15 protein-coding genes and 1 riboswitch are annotated in these 16,025 nt (G+C 65.8%); of the genes, 6 read left to right on the forward strand and 9 right to left on the reverse strand.

Annotated elements, in window-relative coordinates; all coding sequences use genetic code 11:
• The 4 genes from V7066_RS16705 to V7066_RS16720 form a co-directional block, all read right to left on the reverse strand.
• Window positions 1–2,430, reverse strand: a complete 2,430-nt coding sequence (locus V7066_RS16705) for a VirB4 family type IV secretion/conjugal transfer ATPase (RefSeq protein WP_334184116.1) — start codon at window positions 2,428–2,430, stop codon at window positions 1–3.
• A 25-nt stretch (window positions 2,431–2,455) separates the two neighbouring features.
• Window positions 2,456–2,737 carry a type IV secretion system protein VirB3 gene (locus tag V7066_RS16710; protein WP_086490123.1) on the reverse strand — a complete coding sequence of 94 codons (282 nt, stop codon included), beginning with the start codon at window positions 2,735–2,737 and terminating at the stop codon, window positions 2,456–2,458.
• Window positions 2,737–3,090, reverse strand: a complete 354-nt coding sequence (locus V7066_RS16715) for a TrbC/VirB2 family protein (RefSeq protein ID WP_334184117.1) — start codon at window positions 3,088–3,090, stop codon at window positions 2,737–2,739. The genes V7066_RS16710 and V7066_RS16715 overlap by 1 nt, the downstream gene beginning before the upstream one ends.
• A gap of 278 nt (window positions 3,091–3,368) precedes the next feature.
• On the reverse strand, window positions 3,369–3,743 hold the full coding sequence (locus tag V7066_RS16720) for a hypothetical protein (protein WP_334184118.1): 375 nt from the start codon (window positions 3,741–3,743) through the stop codon (window positions 3,369–3,371).
• 307 nt (window positions 3,744–4,050) lie between these two features.
• Here V7066_RS16720 and V7066_RS16725 point away from each other — a divergent pair, with 307 nt between their 5' ends.
• From V7066_RS16725 to V7066_RS16735, 3 genes are all read left to right on the forward strand, one after another.
• On the forward strand, window positions 4,051–5,652 hold the full coding sequence (locus V7066_RS16725) for a hypothetical protein (protein ID WP_334184156.1): 1,602 nt from the start codon (window positions 4,051–4,053) through the stop codon (window positions 5,650–5,652).
• An 87-nt stretch (window positions 5,653–5,739) separates the two neighbouring features.
• Window positions 5,740–8,442 carry a TonB-dependent receptor domain-containing protein gene (locus V7066_RS16730; protein WP_334184119.1) on the forward strand — a complete coding sequence of 901 codons (2,703 nt, stop codon included), beginning with the start codon at window positions 5,740–5,742 and terminating at the stop codon, window positions 8,440–8,442.
• Window positions 8,443–8,552: 110 nt separating this feature from the next.
• A riboswitch (yybP-ykoY riboswitch) is annotated at window positions 8,553–8,715 on the forward strand.
• Window positions 8,716–8,774: 59 nt separating this feature from the next.
• Window positions 8,775–9,350: a TMEM165/GDT1 family protein gene (locus tag V7066_RS16735; RefSeq protein ID WP_334184120.1), complete on the forward strand. Its 576-nt coding sequence runs from the start codon at window positions 8,775–8,777 to the stop codon at window positions 9,348–9,350.
• 55 nt (window positions 9,351–9,405) lie between these two features.
• On the opposite strand, the gene V7066_RS16740 is transcribed toward V7066_RS16735, so the two are convergent.
• Complete coding sequence (locus V7066_RS16740) at window positions 9,406–10,080, reverse strand: response regulator transcription factor (protein ID WP_334184121.1); 675 nt, start codon at window positions 10,078–10,080, stop codon at window positions 9,406–9,408.
• 205 nt (window positions 10,081–10,285) lie between these two features.
• Between V7066_RS16740 and V7066_RS16745 the strand changes: the two genes are divergently transcribed.
• Window positions 10,286–11,200: a UDP-2,3-diacylglucosamine diphosphatase gene (locus V7066_RS16745; RefSeq protein ID WP_334184122.1), complete on the forward strand. Its 915-nt coding sequence runs from the start codon at window positions 10,286–10,288 to the stop codon at window positions 11,198–11,200.
• Window positions 11,197–12,267: a glycosyltransferase family 4 protein gene (locus V7066_RS16750; RefSeq protein WP_334184123.1), complete on the forward strand. Its 1,071-nt coding sequence runs from the start codon at window positions 11,197–11,199 to the stop codon at window positions 12,265–12,267. Before V7066_RS16745 ends, V7066_RS16750 begins: the two co-directional genes overlap by 4 nt.
• Window position 12,268: 1 nt before the next feature.
• Here the strand turns inward: V7066_RS16750 and V7066_RS16755 are convergent, their stop codons facing one another.
• Entirely contained in the window at window positions 12,269–13,069 is an 801-nt protein-coding gene (locus tag V7066_RS16755) for an IclR family transcriptional regulator (RefSeq protein WP_334184124.1), read from the reverse strand.
• Between the two features lie 216 nt (window positions 13,070–13,285).
• Between V7066_RS16755 and V7066_RS16760 the strand changes: the two genes are divergently transcribed.
• Window positions 13,286–13,765, forward strand: a complete 480-nt coding sequence (locus V7066_RS16760; RefSeq protein ID WP_334184125.1) for an outer membrane protein — start codon at window positions 13,286–13,288, stop codon at window positions 13,763–13,765.
• 55 nt (window positions 13,766–13,820) lie between these two features.
• Here V7066_RS16760 and phoB read toward each other — a convergent pair whose 3' ends face one another.
• From phoB to pstB, 3 genes are read right to left on the reverse strand one after another with little or no spacing between them, the layout of a single operon-like run.
• Window positions 13,821–14,507 carry a phosphate regulon transcriptional regulator PhoB gene (phoB, locus tag V7066_RS16765; RefSeq protein ID WP_147218536.1) on the reverse strand — a complete coding sequence of 229 codons (687 nt, stop codon included), beginning with the start codon at window positions 14,505–14,507 and terminating at the stop codon, window positions 13,821–13,823.
• On the reverse strand, window positions 14,504–15,199 hold the full coding sequence (phoU, locus tag V7066_RS16770) for a phosphate signaling complex protein PhoU (protein ID WP_334184126.1): 696 nt from the start codon (window positions 15,197–15,199) through the stop codon (window positions 14,504–14,506). Before phoU ends, phoB begins: the two co-directional genes overlap by 4 nt.
• A gap of 49 nt (window positions 15,200–15,248) precedes the next feature.
• On the reverse strand, window positions 15,249–16,025 hold the full coding sequence (gene pstB / locus V7066_RS16775; protein WP_334184127.1) for a phosphate ABC transporter ATP-binding protein PstB: 777 nt from the start codon (window positions 16,023–16,025) through the stop codon (window positions 15,249–15,251).

A 16,025-nucleotide genomic window follows, 5' to 3' on the forward strand; every position in this document is an offset into this window, starting at 1 on the left:
CTACTCCGCCGCCTCGATCCAGGCAGCATCTTCATCGCCGTCACCGGGCCACTGGAAGCCGGTCAGCACCGGATACCAGGCCCCCGGTTCGTCGCCGTAGCGCTCGCGAAGCTGGTCGAGCTTGCGCACCGTGCTCTCGCGACCGGACAGTACGGTGAGCACTTCGGGCATGCCCGAGAGATCGAGCCGCACGACTGCCGAGGCATCGGACTGGCGGACCAGGAAGCAGCGAGACTGGGCGGGCAGCGTCTTGATGACGTCCAGCTCATGCTGCGAGAGGCCGAAGCCCTCGCAGTAATCCTCGTAGCGGGCGCGGGCGTTGGGCATGAACACCATCGTCGCGGTCTGCTCGACCAGCGCGGTGGCGATCTTGCTGTCCAGCGCATCGCGCGCCGACTGGGTGGCGAAGCCCACCAGGGCATTGCGCTTGCGCAGCGTCTTGAGCCAGTCGCGGATGCGGGCGGCGAAGACTTCGTCGTCGAGCGCCTTCCAGCCCTCGTCGATGAGGATCATCGTCGGCTCGCCGTCCAGACGCTCGTCGATGCGATGGAACAGGTACATCATGACCGGCGTGCGCAGGCGCGGGCTTTCCAGCAGCGCGGTCATGTCGAAGCCGAGCACGCGCGCCGAAAGGTCCAGACGGTCGTACTGGTTGTCGAACAGCCAGCCATGCTCGCCGCCCTGAATCCAGGCGTCGAGACGCGAGGCGAGATCGCCCGGTTCGGGGCGACGGGCGCCTGCCAGCAGTTCGCGGAAATGCGAGAGGCGGCGCAGCGAAGGGTCGTTGTGATAGGCGGCATCAACCGCCCCGGCGATCGTCGCCAGCTCCTCCGGCCCCTTGGCTTCCAGCAACACGCCCAGCCAGTCGCGCAGGAAGGCGCGGTTGGCGGCGGTGTCGGGCAGCGAGAGCGGGTTGAAGCCGGTCGGATGCCCCGCCGCGACGCGGCTGTAGGTGCCGCCGATGCCGCGCAGGAACACTTCGGCGCCGCGATCCTTGTCGAACAGCACGGTGCGCGGGCTGAACTTCTGCGCCTGGGCGGCGAGGAAATTCATGACCACCGTCTTGCCGGAACCCGACGGACCGATGACGGTGAAATTGCCGAGGTCGCCTTGGTGGAAATTGAAGAAGAACGGCGTCGAGCTGGTGGTCGAAAGCAGCGTGACCGCATCGCCCCAGTGGTTACCGCTCGCCTGCCCCATCGCAAAGCCGTGGAGCGAGCCGAAACAGGCCATGTTGGCGCTAGAAATCAGCGCGCGGCGGACGATGAAGGCCTCGTTGCCGGGAAGCTGGCCCCAGAAGGCAGGCTCCATGTTCACGTCCTCGCGCACGGCCACCGCACCGGCATCGGCCAGCGAGGCCGCGCACATCGCGGTCACTTCATCGAGCGCATCCAGGGTATCGGCGCGGACCAGTACCGAGAGGTGATGGTCGCCGAAACCGACCGCCCCGGTGCCGAGCGAATCGCGTGCGGCAGACATTTCGCGGCGTTCGGCCATCGCTTCCTCGTCGGCCGAGCGCAGACGGCGGATGGCGAGGTCGATGCGCTCGCGGGCGATCTGGCGGTCGGCGGGCGCGTAGCTCTCGGTCAGCACCAGTTCGCAGGGGAGGCGCAGCAGCGCGTCGGTCAGGCCCGGCGCTGTGCTGTCGGGATAGTCCTTGAGGCTGACTACCGAAGCGAATGAAGCGCCGGCCGCGCCGCGCAGTTCGAGCGCGTCCATGCCGAAGTTGATCCGGCGATAGGGCAGCATGTGGCCGAGGTCGGTCCCCTCGACGGGACGTCGCACCGGGCGCATCTCACCGTTGTAAAGCGCCGAGAGCAGTTCCAGCACTTCCGAACACTGGCCCGCCTGTCCCTCGTAGTCGCCCAAAAGCCGCGCGCCATAGGCGCCGAGCGAGGCGACCATGGCCGAAGCGGCAGCGCGCAAGGCGCGCACGTCGGCGGGATCGGCTTCGGCCGGAGCATGGCCCTTGTTGCGGAGCATGCGCGAGAGCTTGTCCGGCCAGCCCGCCTTGCCGCGCGCCGGGCGGCGCACCAGGGTAATGAACTGGTCGTTGACGAAGAGCGCGCCCGAACCGGTGCGCGCGCGCCAGCGGGCGTCGATATGAGCGGCCAGCGGGTCTTCGAACCGCCCCTCCATGGCGATCTGCACACGGCGGCGGATCACATGGTGGTAGAGCACGAAGCGCGCATCGAGCGCGGAACGCAGCAGCACTTCGCGCGTGGCGACGTGAGCGTTGAGTTCTTCGCTGTCGGCGGTCTCGAAAGCGAGACCCGGCACCATCAGCGACAGCATGACCGAACCGTCGCGCAGCAGCACGACGTTCTCGTCCACCAGCGCCTGATAGGGCAGCCGGTCGCCGACCAACGTTTCCTTGGCGCCCCAACCGCTCAGCACGCCCTTGAAGGCCGTTTTCCTGCTCTTGGACATCGTCGTTTCCCCCGCGCCCCGCAAATCAGGGCGCGTAGCTGTTGCAGCCCCAGCGCTGCCAGTTCGGCACGCGCGGGCATTTGCTGACCTTGGCGATCCACAGGTCGAACACCCGGGGTTCGCGAAGACATGCGAGGTATCCGGCCCCGTGGATCGCGAGCGCTGCTGGCAGCGCCCAGAAGCTCTTGGTGATGAGGAAGATCTCCGTCGTCACCGCCGCGTTGATAATGAAGAAGCTGTAGGTCACCCCCGCGAACATCTGCGGGCGGGTGAGCGCGCGATGGACCGGGAAGCGAGCGAGGCTCATCAGCCCGCCGCCGACTGGATGCCGGAGACGATCGCCCCGGCACCGAACAGCACGAAGCACCCGATGATGACGGTCGCGCCGAAGCGCCAGTTCATCCGGCCGGTCAGCATCATGAAGCCCACCGCAGCCACGGCCATCACCGCGACGGCAGTGGCGACATTGCCAAGCAGCGTGCCCTGAAGCCAGCCGAGTGCCGCCACGATCGGGCCGGAACCTGCCGGATCGGCACGCGTCGCCTGCTGCGCCTGGGCAATGCCGGGCACAAAGCCGGAACCGGCGGCAACCAAGGCCGCGAAATGAGAGAAATATCCCCGTACTTTGCGGGTCTGAAGCTGAGTGTACCGAATCACCATGCCCTCCGTATGAGGGCGCAGTGCTCCATCTGGATGACAGCAATGTGACGACAAGACGGCCAATCTGGCAATCTTGTTGCAATTCATCGTCGAGAACTCGGGCCGTCCAGACGGGGCGCCGCAACCCTCACGACACCGTCTCGTGCAGACAATCTTATACTGCAGACTTATACTTCAGGTGCGTCCCAAAAGGCCAGCTTCTCCGGTTTTTGCGGGGCGGAGAACAACCCTCCCCGCATTACAGGGACTTGAACCATCCCGCCCCGCTCACCGCTCCCTCAGCGTGAGGCCCGCGCCGTCGTACGCAGAAGATTGTTCAACGCGAGACGGGCCGCAGCACGCGAATCGACCCAGGATCCATCGGCCAGTTGAAGGTCGTAACGGTCCTGGCTGGACACCGCCGCGCGGTAGCTGGCGAGCGCCTTTTCCGTCTGACCATTGGCGGCATAGGCCGCACCGAGATTGATCAGCGTGGCGGGATCTTCCGACTTCGCGCCGCCCTTAGCTTCGAGCTTGCGGACGGCAGCATCGGCATTGCCGGTCGAAAGTTCGCTATAAGCCACGTCGATCCGGTCGTTCAGCGGCGTTGCCGGCGCCGCCGTAACGGAGGCCTGGCTGAGCAGGAGAGTGGCGGCAAGAGCAGTGATCGACATGGCATTCTCCCGTTCGTTTCTATCCGTTGGCAAAATGCAACATCCGCGCAAAATTCGCCTCGGACAAGAAAATGACGCAAGTGTCATAAAACTGCAATTATAGTCTGAACCGGCGGAAACCCTACGAGTCGGTTAAGCATTCTGCCGGAGAGCAGCCACTTTCGTCATACTATCGTCGTGTATCCGCAGATTAGTGTCACGATAACGCCAACAAACTGTCACCGCCCCTCCCTAGACCCCGCGCTCAGCGACGGCGGACTCGCCGCCTCGGCTCGACCTGACAAACGGGGGAATTCACGTGAAGACCATGCATGGCGCGCTGCTGATCGGTTGCAGTGCTCTCGCTCTCGCCGGCTGCGGCGCCGACGACATCTCCTCGCCGGGTGCCGGCAGCATCGAAATCACCAATCCCACGCCGACGCCCGCTCCGACGCCCACCCCGACTTCGGGTACCGTCGTCGCGGCTACGGAATGCCCCGGCGCAGCCGCTACCGGCGGCCTCACGCTCACCAACGACGGCATCATCTCCGGCCCCGAAGGCACCTGGCGCGTCTGCACTCTGCCCGCACTGGTCAATGTCAGCTCCACCCTGCCCAAGCAGGCCGGCGTGATCTACCGCCTCAACGGCCGCGTTGACGTGGGCTGCGACGGCGGCTTCTCGGCACCGACGGCCGCCTTCACCACCACGACGGTCGCCTGCGGCAATCGTTCACTGACCGCCGACACCAACGTCACCCTGACCGTGGAACCCGGCGTGATCGTTTATGGCGACAGCACCTCGGCCCCGGCCTGGCTCGCGGTCAACCGCGGCAACAAGCTGATCGCCGAAGGCACCGCCGCCCGCCCGATCATCTTCACCAGCCTCCAGAACGTGCGCGGCACCAACAATAACGACTCGATGGGTCAGTGGGGCGGCGTCGTACTGCTCGGCCGCGGCATCACCACCGACTGCTCGACCGGCATGGGCACCACCGCGGGTAACAACTGCGAACGCGTCACCGAAGGCGCGGCCGACCCGGCCAACTTCGGCGGCCGCGACAACACCTACAACGCGGGCAGCATGAAGTACGTGCAGATCCGCTTCTCGGGCTATTCGCTCGCTCCGGGCAACGAGCTGCAGTCGCTGACCGGCGGCGGCATCGGCTCCGGCACCCAGCTCGACTACATCCAGTCGGTGAACAGCTCGGACGACGGTTCGGAGTTCTTCGGCGGCGCGCTCAACATGAAGCACTACGTCGCGATCAACGCCGACGACGACAGCCTCGACCTCGACACCGGCGTCCAGGCGAACGTCCAGTACGCCCTGATCGTCCAGAAGCCGACCGCCGGCGACTCGTTCTTCGAGTTCGACAGCAACGGCAACGAAGCCGACACCCCGCGCACGAAGATCGCCATCGCGAACTTCACCGCCGTGCAGACCAGCATCGGTTCGGGCAACAGCGGCAACCAGGCCTCGGCCCTGTTCCGCGGTAATGCCGACGTGACGCTCGCCAACGGCGTCGTCTACACCCCGACCAACGAGTGCCTTCGCCTGAACGGCACCCAGGCCGCCGGTTCGGCTCCGGCCTCGCTGACCGCTCACTCGGTCGTCATGACCTGCGGCGGTACGACCCCGATCCTGGGCACCGGCACTTATACCGACGCCAGTGCCGCCGCCGCCTTCAACGCAGGCACCAACAACAATTCGGCCTTCACCTCGACGCTGACGAACACCTTCGTCAACGGCGCCGGCGAAACCGCGATTGCCGCCTATGCCAGCCTGTCGACGCTCTCCAGCTTCTTCACCAACCAGACCTACATCGGTGCGGTGAAGGATGCGGCGGACACCTGGTATCGCGGCTGGACCTGCGACACCACCAACGCGAACCTCGGATCGAACAGCGCCTGCACCGCGCTGCCCACGACCTGATCCGACCGCCCGCAGCCTAACGACGGGGGGCGGTCCAGACGGGCCGCCCCCTGCTCGCATCCGATAGATGTTCCAGGGGGACATACCATGACCAAGCCGCGGCTCGTCACGCTGCTGCTCTCCACTGCGATCCTCGCGCCGACTTCGGCCTGGGCGCAGGACAGCACTTCCGCTCCCGCCTCCGGCCCCGTAGGCGCCGTTCCCGTCTCGCCCGCAGAAGAAGCCGCAGGCGAAGAGGCGATGCCCGACGTCTCCATTCCCGGAGGCGCGATCATCGTTACCGGCCAGCGCAACCGCAATATCGAGCGCGTGGCCCCGCAGGTCGTTTCGGTCCTCTCCACGGAACAGATCGCCCGCACCGGCGAAGGCGACATCGCCGGCGCCCTCGGCCGCGTCACCGGTCTCTCGGTGGTCGGCAACGGCTACGTCTACGTGCGCGGCCTCGGCGACCGCTATTCGCTGGCACTGCTCAACGGCTCGCCGCTACCCAGCCCCGAGCCGCTCAAGCGCGTGGTCCCGCTCGACCTCTTCCCCACCAGCATCATCGCCTCGTCGCTGGTCCAGAAGAGCTATTCGGTGAACTTCCCCGGCGAGTTCGGCGGCGGCGTCATCAACCTGACCACCAAGTCGATCCCGGAAGAAAGCTTCCTGACCATCGGCGGCGGCATCGGCTGGGACACCGAGTCCACCAACAAGCTGGGCTATACCTATTACGGCGGCAAGCACGACTGGACCGGCTACGACAACGGCAACCGCTCGATCCCGCCGGCGCTGAAGGCCTACCTCGGCGGCAACACCGTCATGGGCTCCACCAGCGACCAGGCCAAGGAAATCGGCAGCGTGCTGTTCCGCGGCCGCAACGCGGTCGTGCAAAAGGACGACCATGTTCAGCCGAACTTCTCGGCCGACATTTCCGCCGGCACCCGGTTCGAAATGGGTGAGGCCACGCTCGGCGTGATCGCCGCGGCGGGCTATTCCAACAAGACCCAGACCCGCGACGCCGTCCAGCAGCTGACCCAGGGCCTCAGCGCCAACCCGGCCAACCTCTGGGAAGACTACCAGACGGTCAGCACCGACAACCGGATCATCGTCAACGGCATGCTGGGCGTGGGCCTGGAATGGGGCGAGAACTCGATCCGCTGGACCAACGTCTACATCCACGACACCAGCAAGTTCACCCGCCTGCGCTTCGGCCACCAGGAGAGCAACCCGGCGGTCGACTACATCTCGCAGAAGACCGCTTGGTACGAACGCGCCCTGCTCGACAGCCAGCTCACCGGTGAGTTCAAGGTCGACGACAAGACCACGATCGACCTGCGCGGCGGCTTTGCGAACTCCAAGCGCCTCGCGCCGTTCGAGATCGACTCCGAATATATCCGCACCAACGACGGCACCCAGTTCGGCCAGAACTTCGTCAATACCCTGGGCACCGGCGCGGTCGACCCGACGACGATCAGCTTCTCGCGCCTTAGCGAGGACGTCTGGTCCGCCGGGGCCGACGTGGCGCACCAGTTCTTCGACGGCTGGCGCGGAACGGTGGGCTATGCCTACCAGCTCAACCGCCGCAGCAACTCCAACCGCCAGTTCGGCGTCTATGCCAGCGGCGACCAGAACCTGATCCAGTCGTTCGGTCTCTTGCGGCCCGACGTGCTGCTGCAGTCCGGCATGTGGTATCTGAACGAGGTCGGCGGGGTGAACTACAACCTCGAACTCCGCGACCTGACAGCGAACGTCGGCCTGTTCGACGCCCGCCTGCTCAACCATGCCTTCTACGGCAAGGTCGACGGCCAGATCACCGACAGCCTCTCGATCGATGCCGGTGTGCGCTGGGAATATGCCAAGGAATCGACGGTCCTGCGCCCGGTCGGCGCCGCGGCCACCCCGACCACCGACCTCAAGAACGAGTACTTCCTGCCCGCGCTGACGCTCACGTACGAGATCCAGCCGAGCATGCAGGTCCGCGTGAACGGTTCGAAGACGATCGCCCGCCCGCAGTTCCGCGAGCTGGTCTACCAGAACTTCTACGACCCGGACAGCAACCGCACCTATCGCGGTAACCCGTTCCTCAAGGACAGCCAGCTCACCAACGCCGAAGCCCGCTTCGAGTGGTACTTCGGCCGTGACGAGCGGGTGTCGCTCGGCGGCTTCTTCAAGCACCTGAAGAACCCGATCGAATCGATCCTGGCAGGCTCCGAAAGCTTCATCACCACGTATGCCAATGCGCCTGCGGCCAACCTCTACGGCGGCGAGCTGGAACTGCAGAAGCACGTCTATCTCGACAGCCTGGGCGGTTCGTTCTTCGAAAACCGCCGCCTGGTGGTCATCGGCAACTACACCTACACCAAGTCGAAGCTGAAGGTGAACGACACCGACACCACCGACATCTACGGCGCCAGCACGACCCAGTTCGCCAAGGACTACTTCCGCAACGGCGCGCCGCTCACCGGCCAGTCGGAGCACCTGGTCAACCTGCAACTCGGCATGGAAGAAACCGAGAAGCTGTCGCAGCAGACGATCCTGCTGAGCTACGCCAGCAAGCGCTCGGTCAGCCGCGGCCTCGTCGGCAGCGTGCGCCAGCCGGACGTGATCGAATATCCGGGCCTGCGCATCGACGTGGTGCTGCGCCAGGGCATCCAGGTCGCAGGCAAGGAAATCGAGCTGAAGGCGGAAGGCCGCAATCTCACCGGCCGCAAGCATCTCGAATACCAGACCTTCGAGGACGGCCGCGTGGACTTCAATACTTATGCGCTCGGCCGCGTCTTCTCGCTTTCGGCGACGGCCAAGTTCTGACGCTCTCACCAGGGAGGCGCCTGCCCTCCCGACGGCAACTGAAGGGCCGGTCGCAGCAATGCGGCCGGCCTTTTTTTGTCTTTGCCATCCCGCTCCTCCCGCGCTAAGGGCGCCGGGTCATCTGGGGAGTAGCCGCCTGCGCCCCCTTGTCCCGGCAATCGCCCAGGCAAGACCAGCAGGACCTGTCGTCAACATACTTGGTCGAGAGACCATGGCGCACAGGAGGACGGAAAAGACCGTCCGGGCGAGACCAATGGCGTTGCAGTTCCGTCCGGCCGGGCGGGTTCTGCCGCGCTATTGTCTTGTCTGTTGCCCGGCCCCGGAGAATTCAATTGGAAGCCCTGCTCACGTCGACTGCGGTCGTCGCCCTTGCCGAAATCGGCGACAAGACCCAGCTCCTCGCCATCGTCCTCGCCACCCGCTTCAAGCGGCCTTGGCCGATCGTTGCGGGCATCTTCGTGGCGACGCTCGCCAACCACTTCCTCGCTGCCCTGGTGGGCGAGCAGGCCTCGGCCTTCCTCGACGGCCAGTGGTTCCGCTATCTCATCGCCGTGAGCTTCATCGCCATGGCCGCCTGGACGCTGATCCCCGACAAGTTCGACGAGGACGACGAGCCCAAGCCCAGCCGCTTCGGGCCTTTCGTGGCCACCGCGATCGCATTCTTCCTGGTCGAGATGGGCGACAAGACCCAGCTTGCCACGATCGCACTGGGCGCCCGCTTCCAGAGCGTGATCCCGGTCATGGCCGGCACCACCATCGGCATGATGCTGGCCAACGTGCCTGCGGTGTTCCTGGGCAATGAACTCATCAAGCGCGTCCCGCTGAGCGTGGTCCGCACGATCGCCGCGCTGCTGTTCCTGGTGATCGGCCTCTGGCTGCTGGCGCAGACGTCAGGCCTGCTGGGCTAAGGCCGGCTCGCATCGGTAGGGCCAAGGCGCGGCGACGACCGCGCCTTGGCCTCCTTCAGATCGCGTCGAACACGTAGCCCAGCGAGCGCACGGTGCGCAACGGGTTGCCCGCGCCCACGCCCTTCAGCGCGCGGCGCAGGCGGCCGATCCAGACGTCCACGGTGCGCTCGTCCACCGCCGGTTCCTGCTTGCCGAGCGCGGCGATCAACTGGGTGCGGGTGAAGACGCGGCCGGGATGCTCGATGAAATAGCGCAGCAGGCGCAGTTCGTTCGGCATCAGCGAGATCGGCCGTCCCTGCCAGCGCGCCTGGAACGCCGCGACGTCCACCGAAAGGTCGCCCTGGGCAAGCAGACGGCCGTTCGCGACATCCTGCTCGCTGATATTGGCGCCGAGCACCCGGTCCAGCAGGGCCGAGCGCGTCAGCGGGCCGACCATGTAGTCGTCCGCACCCATGCGCAGCGCCCGCTTGCGGTCGTCGATATTGTCTTCTTCCAGGACGATCGTGACATGGGCATGGCTAGTCAGGCTGTCCGCCCGCAGCCGGCGACAGAGTTCGAGGCCCGACATCTCCGGCAGCACCCAGTCGATGAAGACCCAGAGCGCGCCTTCGATCAGCGGCAGTTCGGCAAAGTCGGTCCAGCGATGGAGCACCACGTCGAAATCGTCGTGCCGGAAGGCCGCAAGGCCGCCGGAAAGCTCGCTTGCCAGCAGAATATCAATACGTCGCATGGCCCCCTGCGCGGTTACTACGCGCGGCTACTTGCAATGCCAGTGTGACGAACAAGTGACATATCGATGACTTGCGAATGAAAAGATCGAGCAAACAAAGACCGTTCCGATCCCATCCCTTGCTGTCATCGAAGTGACCCGCAACCGTCACGCCTGCGCAACGGGAAAATGCGAAGCTCCCCTTAACTGGAACGGGGGCGCAACGATGCGGAAAGACGTGGACACCCTTCTCGAACGCACCACTGGCGGCACCGGTTTTGCCGGGACCAACATTCCCGCCTGGCTGGACTTGCCCGATCCCAAGGGCTTCCGCCCCAAGCGCAAGTACGAAACCATCTGGATCTCGGACGTGCACCTCGGCACGCGCGGCTGCAATGCCGAGATGCTGGTGGACTTCCTGCGCTCGGTGGAATGCAAGACGCTCTACCTCGTCGGCGACATCGTCGACGGCTGGCGCCTGCGCAAGGGCTGGTACTGGCCCGACGCCCATAACGAAGTGATCCGCCGCATCCTCAAGATGGCCCACCGCGGCACCCGCGTCGTCTTCGTGGCGGGCAACCATGACGAGATGCTGCGCGACTATGCCGGGCTGACCTTCGGCGGCGTGGAACTGGTGCTGGAAGCGGTGCACGAGACGCTCGACGGCCGCCGCCTGCTCGTCACCCACGGCGATGCCTTCGACGGCGTGGTGCTCTATGCCAAGTGGCTCGCCTTCCTCGGCGACAAGGCTTACGGCGCGCTGCTGCGGGCCAACATCGTGTTCAACGCAGTGCGGCGCAAGCTGAAGATGCCCTACTGGTCGCTCTCGGCCTATATGAAGAAGAAGGTCAAGAACGCGGTCCAATACGTATGCAGCTACGAGGAGGCCGTCGCGAACGAGGCCATCTCTCGCGGCTACGACGGCGTCGTCTGCGGCCATATCCACTGCGCCGAGATTCGCCAGTTCGGCGGCATCACCTATTACAACGACGGCGACTGGGTGGAGAGCTGCACCGCGCTGGTCGAGGACCTTCAGGGCCATATCGCGATCATCGACTGGATCGCCGAGACCGGCGGCCATACGGCAGAGGGCATTCCCGCCCACCAGGCCGAGGCAGTCCAAGCCGAGCCTGCGGAGTGAAGCTCACCCTGGCGACCGACGCCTGGCTCCCCCAGGTGAACGGTGTCGTCCGCTCGCTCTCGGCCACGCTGGACGAGCTGACCCGGCGCGGGCACGAGGTGGAAACGCTCACCCCCGACCGTTTCTTCACCGTGCCGATGCCGGGCTATGCCTCGATCCGGCTGGCCATGGCCCCCCGTTTCGGGGTGCGCCGGATGCTCGACAAGGCCCGACCGGAGATCGTCCATATCGCTACCGAAGGCCCGATCGGTTGGGCCGCGCGCGGCTGGTGCCTCTCGCGCGGGGTGCCGTTCACTTCGGCCTTCCACACCCGTTTCCCGGAATACGCCGCCGTGCGTACCGGGCTCAGCGCCGAGCGTTTCTGGCCGATCATGCAGCGCTTCCATGCGCCCAGCCAGGCCGTGCTGGTCTCCACCGACAGCCTTGCGGAAGAGCTTGCCGGGCGCGGCATCGCCCATACCCGTCGCTGGAGCCGGGGCATCGACCATGCCCAGTTCAGACCCGAAGGCCCCCGCCATCAGGCGATGGCCGCCCTGCCCGGCCCGGTGCTGCTAAACGTCGGCCGGGTGGCGCCGGAGAAGAACCTCGAAGCGTTCCTCGATGCCCAGGTGCCGGGCAGCAAGGTCGTCGTCGGCGACGGCCCCGCACTGGAAAGTCTGAAGCGGCGCTATCCGGACGTGCTGTTCCTCGGCTCGCTTTCGGGCGAGGAACTTGCGAGCGCCTATCGCGCCGCCGACTGCTTCGTGTTCCCCAGCCTTACCGACACCTTCGGCCTCGTGGTAATCGAGGCACTGGCCTGCGGCACCCCGGTCGCAGCCTATCCGGTGACAGGTCCCATCGACATCCTCGGCCCGGACGGGTGCGGGGTGGAGGAAGGGCTGGACACTCCGGCCGGCGCGGTGGACCGGGTGCTCGAACGCGCCATCGCCGCGGCACTTGCGGTGCGGCGCGAAGATGCGGCGCGGCTCGGCGTCCGCTTTTCCTGGCAGCGCGCCACCGACCAGTTCCTGACGACGATCGGGATGGCACTCGAAGCCTGCGAACGCCCGGCCCGCGCCGCCGCCTGATTTAGCGAAAACCCAGGCTGCGCGAAGTGTCGGCAGCTTCCTTGCGGACAAGTTCCGCCAATGCCTCCAGCCTGCCTTGCGCGCGGGAACTGGGGGCGGCGACCACCATCGCGCCCACCACCAGACCGGCGGCATCGCGTATCGTCGCCGCGGTGCCTGTCACACCTTCGGCCGCCTGATCGACGGTCTGGGCCACGCCCTGATCGCGCGCGGCGGCAACGGCAGCCGCGAGGGACTGGCGCTCCACCAGCGTCGCCGGGGTGAAAGCCTGCGCTTTCAGGCGGCGCAAGTAGCTCTCCACCGCTTCCGGCGGCGAGGCCGCCAGCAGCGCTCGCCCCCCGGCGGTGGCATAAAGCGGCCGCCGGTCGCCGACACTGACCGAATAGCGCACGACATTGCGACTCTCGACCATGTCCACATAAGTCAGCTGATCGCCTTCGGCATCGCCGACCGCGAAGAGCACGGTCTCGCCCGTCGCCGTGCAAAGGCGGCGCATGCCGTCACGCACCAGATCGGAGCTTTGCAGGCGCCGCCGCGCCTGCGTCAATGCGCTGCCCAGCCCGAAGGCACCGGGGCCGAGCCGCCACAGGCCCTCCGCTCCGATCACGAAATCTTCCTCGGCAAGACCGCGCAGCAGCGCTGCGAGACTACTCTTGGGCGTGGCGAGACGGCGGCTGAGATCGGCCAGCGAGAGCGGCTCGCCGCTCGTGCAGAGCGCTTCCAGCAGCCGAATCACGCGCGTCACCGACTGCGGCGCCGCCGCACGCGCGCCGCTTTCCTGAACCCTACTTTCCTGATCCATCGCTCTGTTCAAGCCTGCCTTCTCGAAATGCCGGGACCACTGCCGCCGCGAGAGTGCAGGCATAGGCAAGGAAGCGTCCGGCCGGAAGCCCGGTTCGGAAAACTGCAATCTTCAGCCAAGTATCAGCAATGTTATATCGCAATCGTGAAGCCTAATGGCGGGACCACAGACGCTGCCTCTTTCGCAGGTGGTGTAATTTCCACCCGAGGAACAACCATGCGTTATCTTCCCGCCCTGCTGCCGGCAGTTCTGGCTTCCGCCGCTCTCGTTTCCGCCGCGACGCCCGCGCTTGCCGATGAGACCTACATCGAAGGCACCGGCGGCGTGATCTGGAATCACCGCGAGACCAACGCCGTCGCCGCCCTCACGGTCGGTCACGACGTCGATCTGAACGAGCGCTTCTTCGTGGGCGTGGAAGGCATCGCGGAAAAGGTGCTGGCGGACGATACCCGGGTGGTCTGGGGTGTCGGCGGCCGCGCTGGTGCGCGGATTCTGCCGGGCGCCAAGCTCTATGCCGCGGCGAACTGGCAGTCGAAGGACTGCCGTGAGTGCAGCGACGCTGTCGGCCTCAGCACCGGCTGGGAGCAGGACCTGAACGAGAACGTCTACGCCAAGCTGGAGTACAAGCACGTTCTGGTCAGCAATCGCGAGCCGGACTCCGATATCGTCGCAGTCGGTCTCGGCTACAAGTTCTGAAGATGTGAGGTCCGGCCGGGGAAGGCGATCGATCGCCTTCCCCGGCCGGGCCGGATCAGGTCACGTCCATCGCATAGCCCGCTGCGCGGACGGTGCGGATGGGGTCGGTGTCGCCGTCGCGGTTGATCGCCTTGCGCAACCGGCGGATGTGGACGTCCACGGTGCGTTCGTCGATGTCGGAGTCCATGCCCCAGACCCCGTCGAGAATCTGCTGGCGCGAGACCACGCGGTTCGGGCGTTCCATGAAATAGCGCAGCAGGCGGAACTCGGTGGGACCGAGGTGCAGCGCCTCGCCCGAACGGCGAACGCGGTGGCTGGTGGCGTCCAGCTCGATATCGCCCCACTGGAGCACATTGCCCGCCAGCGAGGGCCGCGCGCGGCGCAGCAGCGCCTCGATGCGGGCCAGCAGCTCACGCGGGCTGAACGGTTTCGTCACATAGTCGTCGGCGCCGGTCTTGAGGCCGCGGATGCGGTCCTCTTCCTCGCCGCGGGCGGTGAGCATGAGGATCGGGATCTGCGCCGTGTCCTTGTCCTTGCGGAGCTGACGGCAGACTTCGATGCCGGGAACGTGCTCGATCATCCAGTCGAGGATGATGGCGTCGGGCGCCTGTTCCTGCACCATCAGCAGGGCTTCCTCGCCGTCGCTGGTGCTGCGCACGTTGTAGCCTTCGGCGCTGAGGTTCCAGGTAAGCAGTTCGCAGAGCGCGCGGTCGTCCTCGACCACCAGGACGGAAGGGTTCACGGCAGGTTCCTCGTATCGTCGGTCTGGCTGTCACGCTCGGCGTGGTATTCGCCGGTGGCGGCGTAGTAGACCATTTCCGCGACATTGGTGGCGTGATCGCCGATGCGCTCGAGGTTGCGGGCGATGAACAGAAGCTGCGCCGCGCTGGAGATCGTCGCCGGGTTCTCCATCATGTGGGTCAGCAGCGAGCGGAACAGCGTGTTGTAGAACTGGTCCAGCTTTTCGTCGCGGCGGATCACTTCCTGCGCCAGCGCGGCATCGCGCGAACCGTAGGCGTTGAGCACGTCGCGAACCATGCCCTCGGCGATCTCGGCCATCATCGGCACGAGTTCGAGCGGTTCGATCTTGAGCCGGTTCTCGAGGGCATTGACGCGCTTGGCGATGTTCTTCGCATAGTCGCCGATGCGTTCGATCACGCCGGAAATCTTGAGCGCGGCGATGACGTCGCGCAGATCGTCGGCCATCGGCGCACGCAGCGCGATGGTGCGCACCGCAAGGCGGTCCACTTCGGCTTCCAGCGCATCGAGGCGGGCGTCGGCGGCGACGACCTGGGCCGCGAGATCCTCGTCATGCTGGGTAAGCGCGACGATGGCGTCGCGGATCGCGACTTCGGCGAGGCCGCCCATTTCGGCGACGAGGCCGCGAAGCTGCCCGATCTCGCTGTCGAAGGCCTTGACTGTATGATCGACCATTTATGTCTTCCCTGAATTTCCCTGACTTATAGCACCTTGTCGCCGCGAATTAACCGTAGCGGCCGGTGATATAGTCCTTGGTCTTTTCCTCGCGCGGGGTGGTGAAGATCTGGCTGGTGTCGCCGTATTCCACCAGGTTGCCGAGGTGGAAGAAGGCGGTGCGCTGCGAGACGCGCGCGGCCTGCTGCATCGAGTGGGTGACGATGACGATGGCGAAGCTTTCCTTCAGCTCGTCGATCAGTTCCTCGATACGCGCGGTGGCGATCGGGTCGAGCGCAGAGCACGGCTCGTCCATCAGGATCACTTCGGGGCTGACGGCGATGGCGCGGGCGATGCAGAGGCGCTGCTGCTGGCCGCCCGAAAGCGCGGTGCCGGGCTCGTTAAGCCGGTCCTTCACTTCGTCCCACAGGCCCGCCTTGGTCAGCGAGCTTTCGATGATCCCGTCCATGTCCGCCTTCGACGGCGCCAGGCCGTGGATGCGCGGGCCATAGGCGATGTTCTCGTAGATCGACTTCGGGAACGGGTTCGGCTTCTGGAACACCATGCCGACGCGGGCGCGCAGGGCCACCGGGTCCATGTCGGGCGAGTAGATGTTCTCGCCGTCGAGCAGGATCTCGCCGGTGACGCGGGCGTCGGCAATCGTGTCGTTCATGCGGTTGAGAGACCGCAGGAAGGTCGACTTGCCGCAGCCCGACGGGCCGATGAAGGCGGTGACGATGCCGTTGTCGATCTCGATCGAGACATCGTTGATGGCCTTCTTCGCGCCGTAGAAGACGTCGACGTTGCGGGCCGTGAGCTTGGTGGAAGGCAGTTTGGCGTTTGTCAT

This window comes from Novosphingobium sp. (genome assembly GCF_036820275.1).
In the GTDB taxonomy this organism is placed as follows: domain Bacteria; phylum Pseudomonadota; class Alphaproteobacteria; order Sphingomonadales; family Sphingomonadaceae; genus Novosphingobium.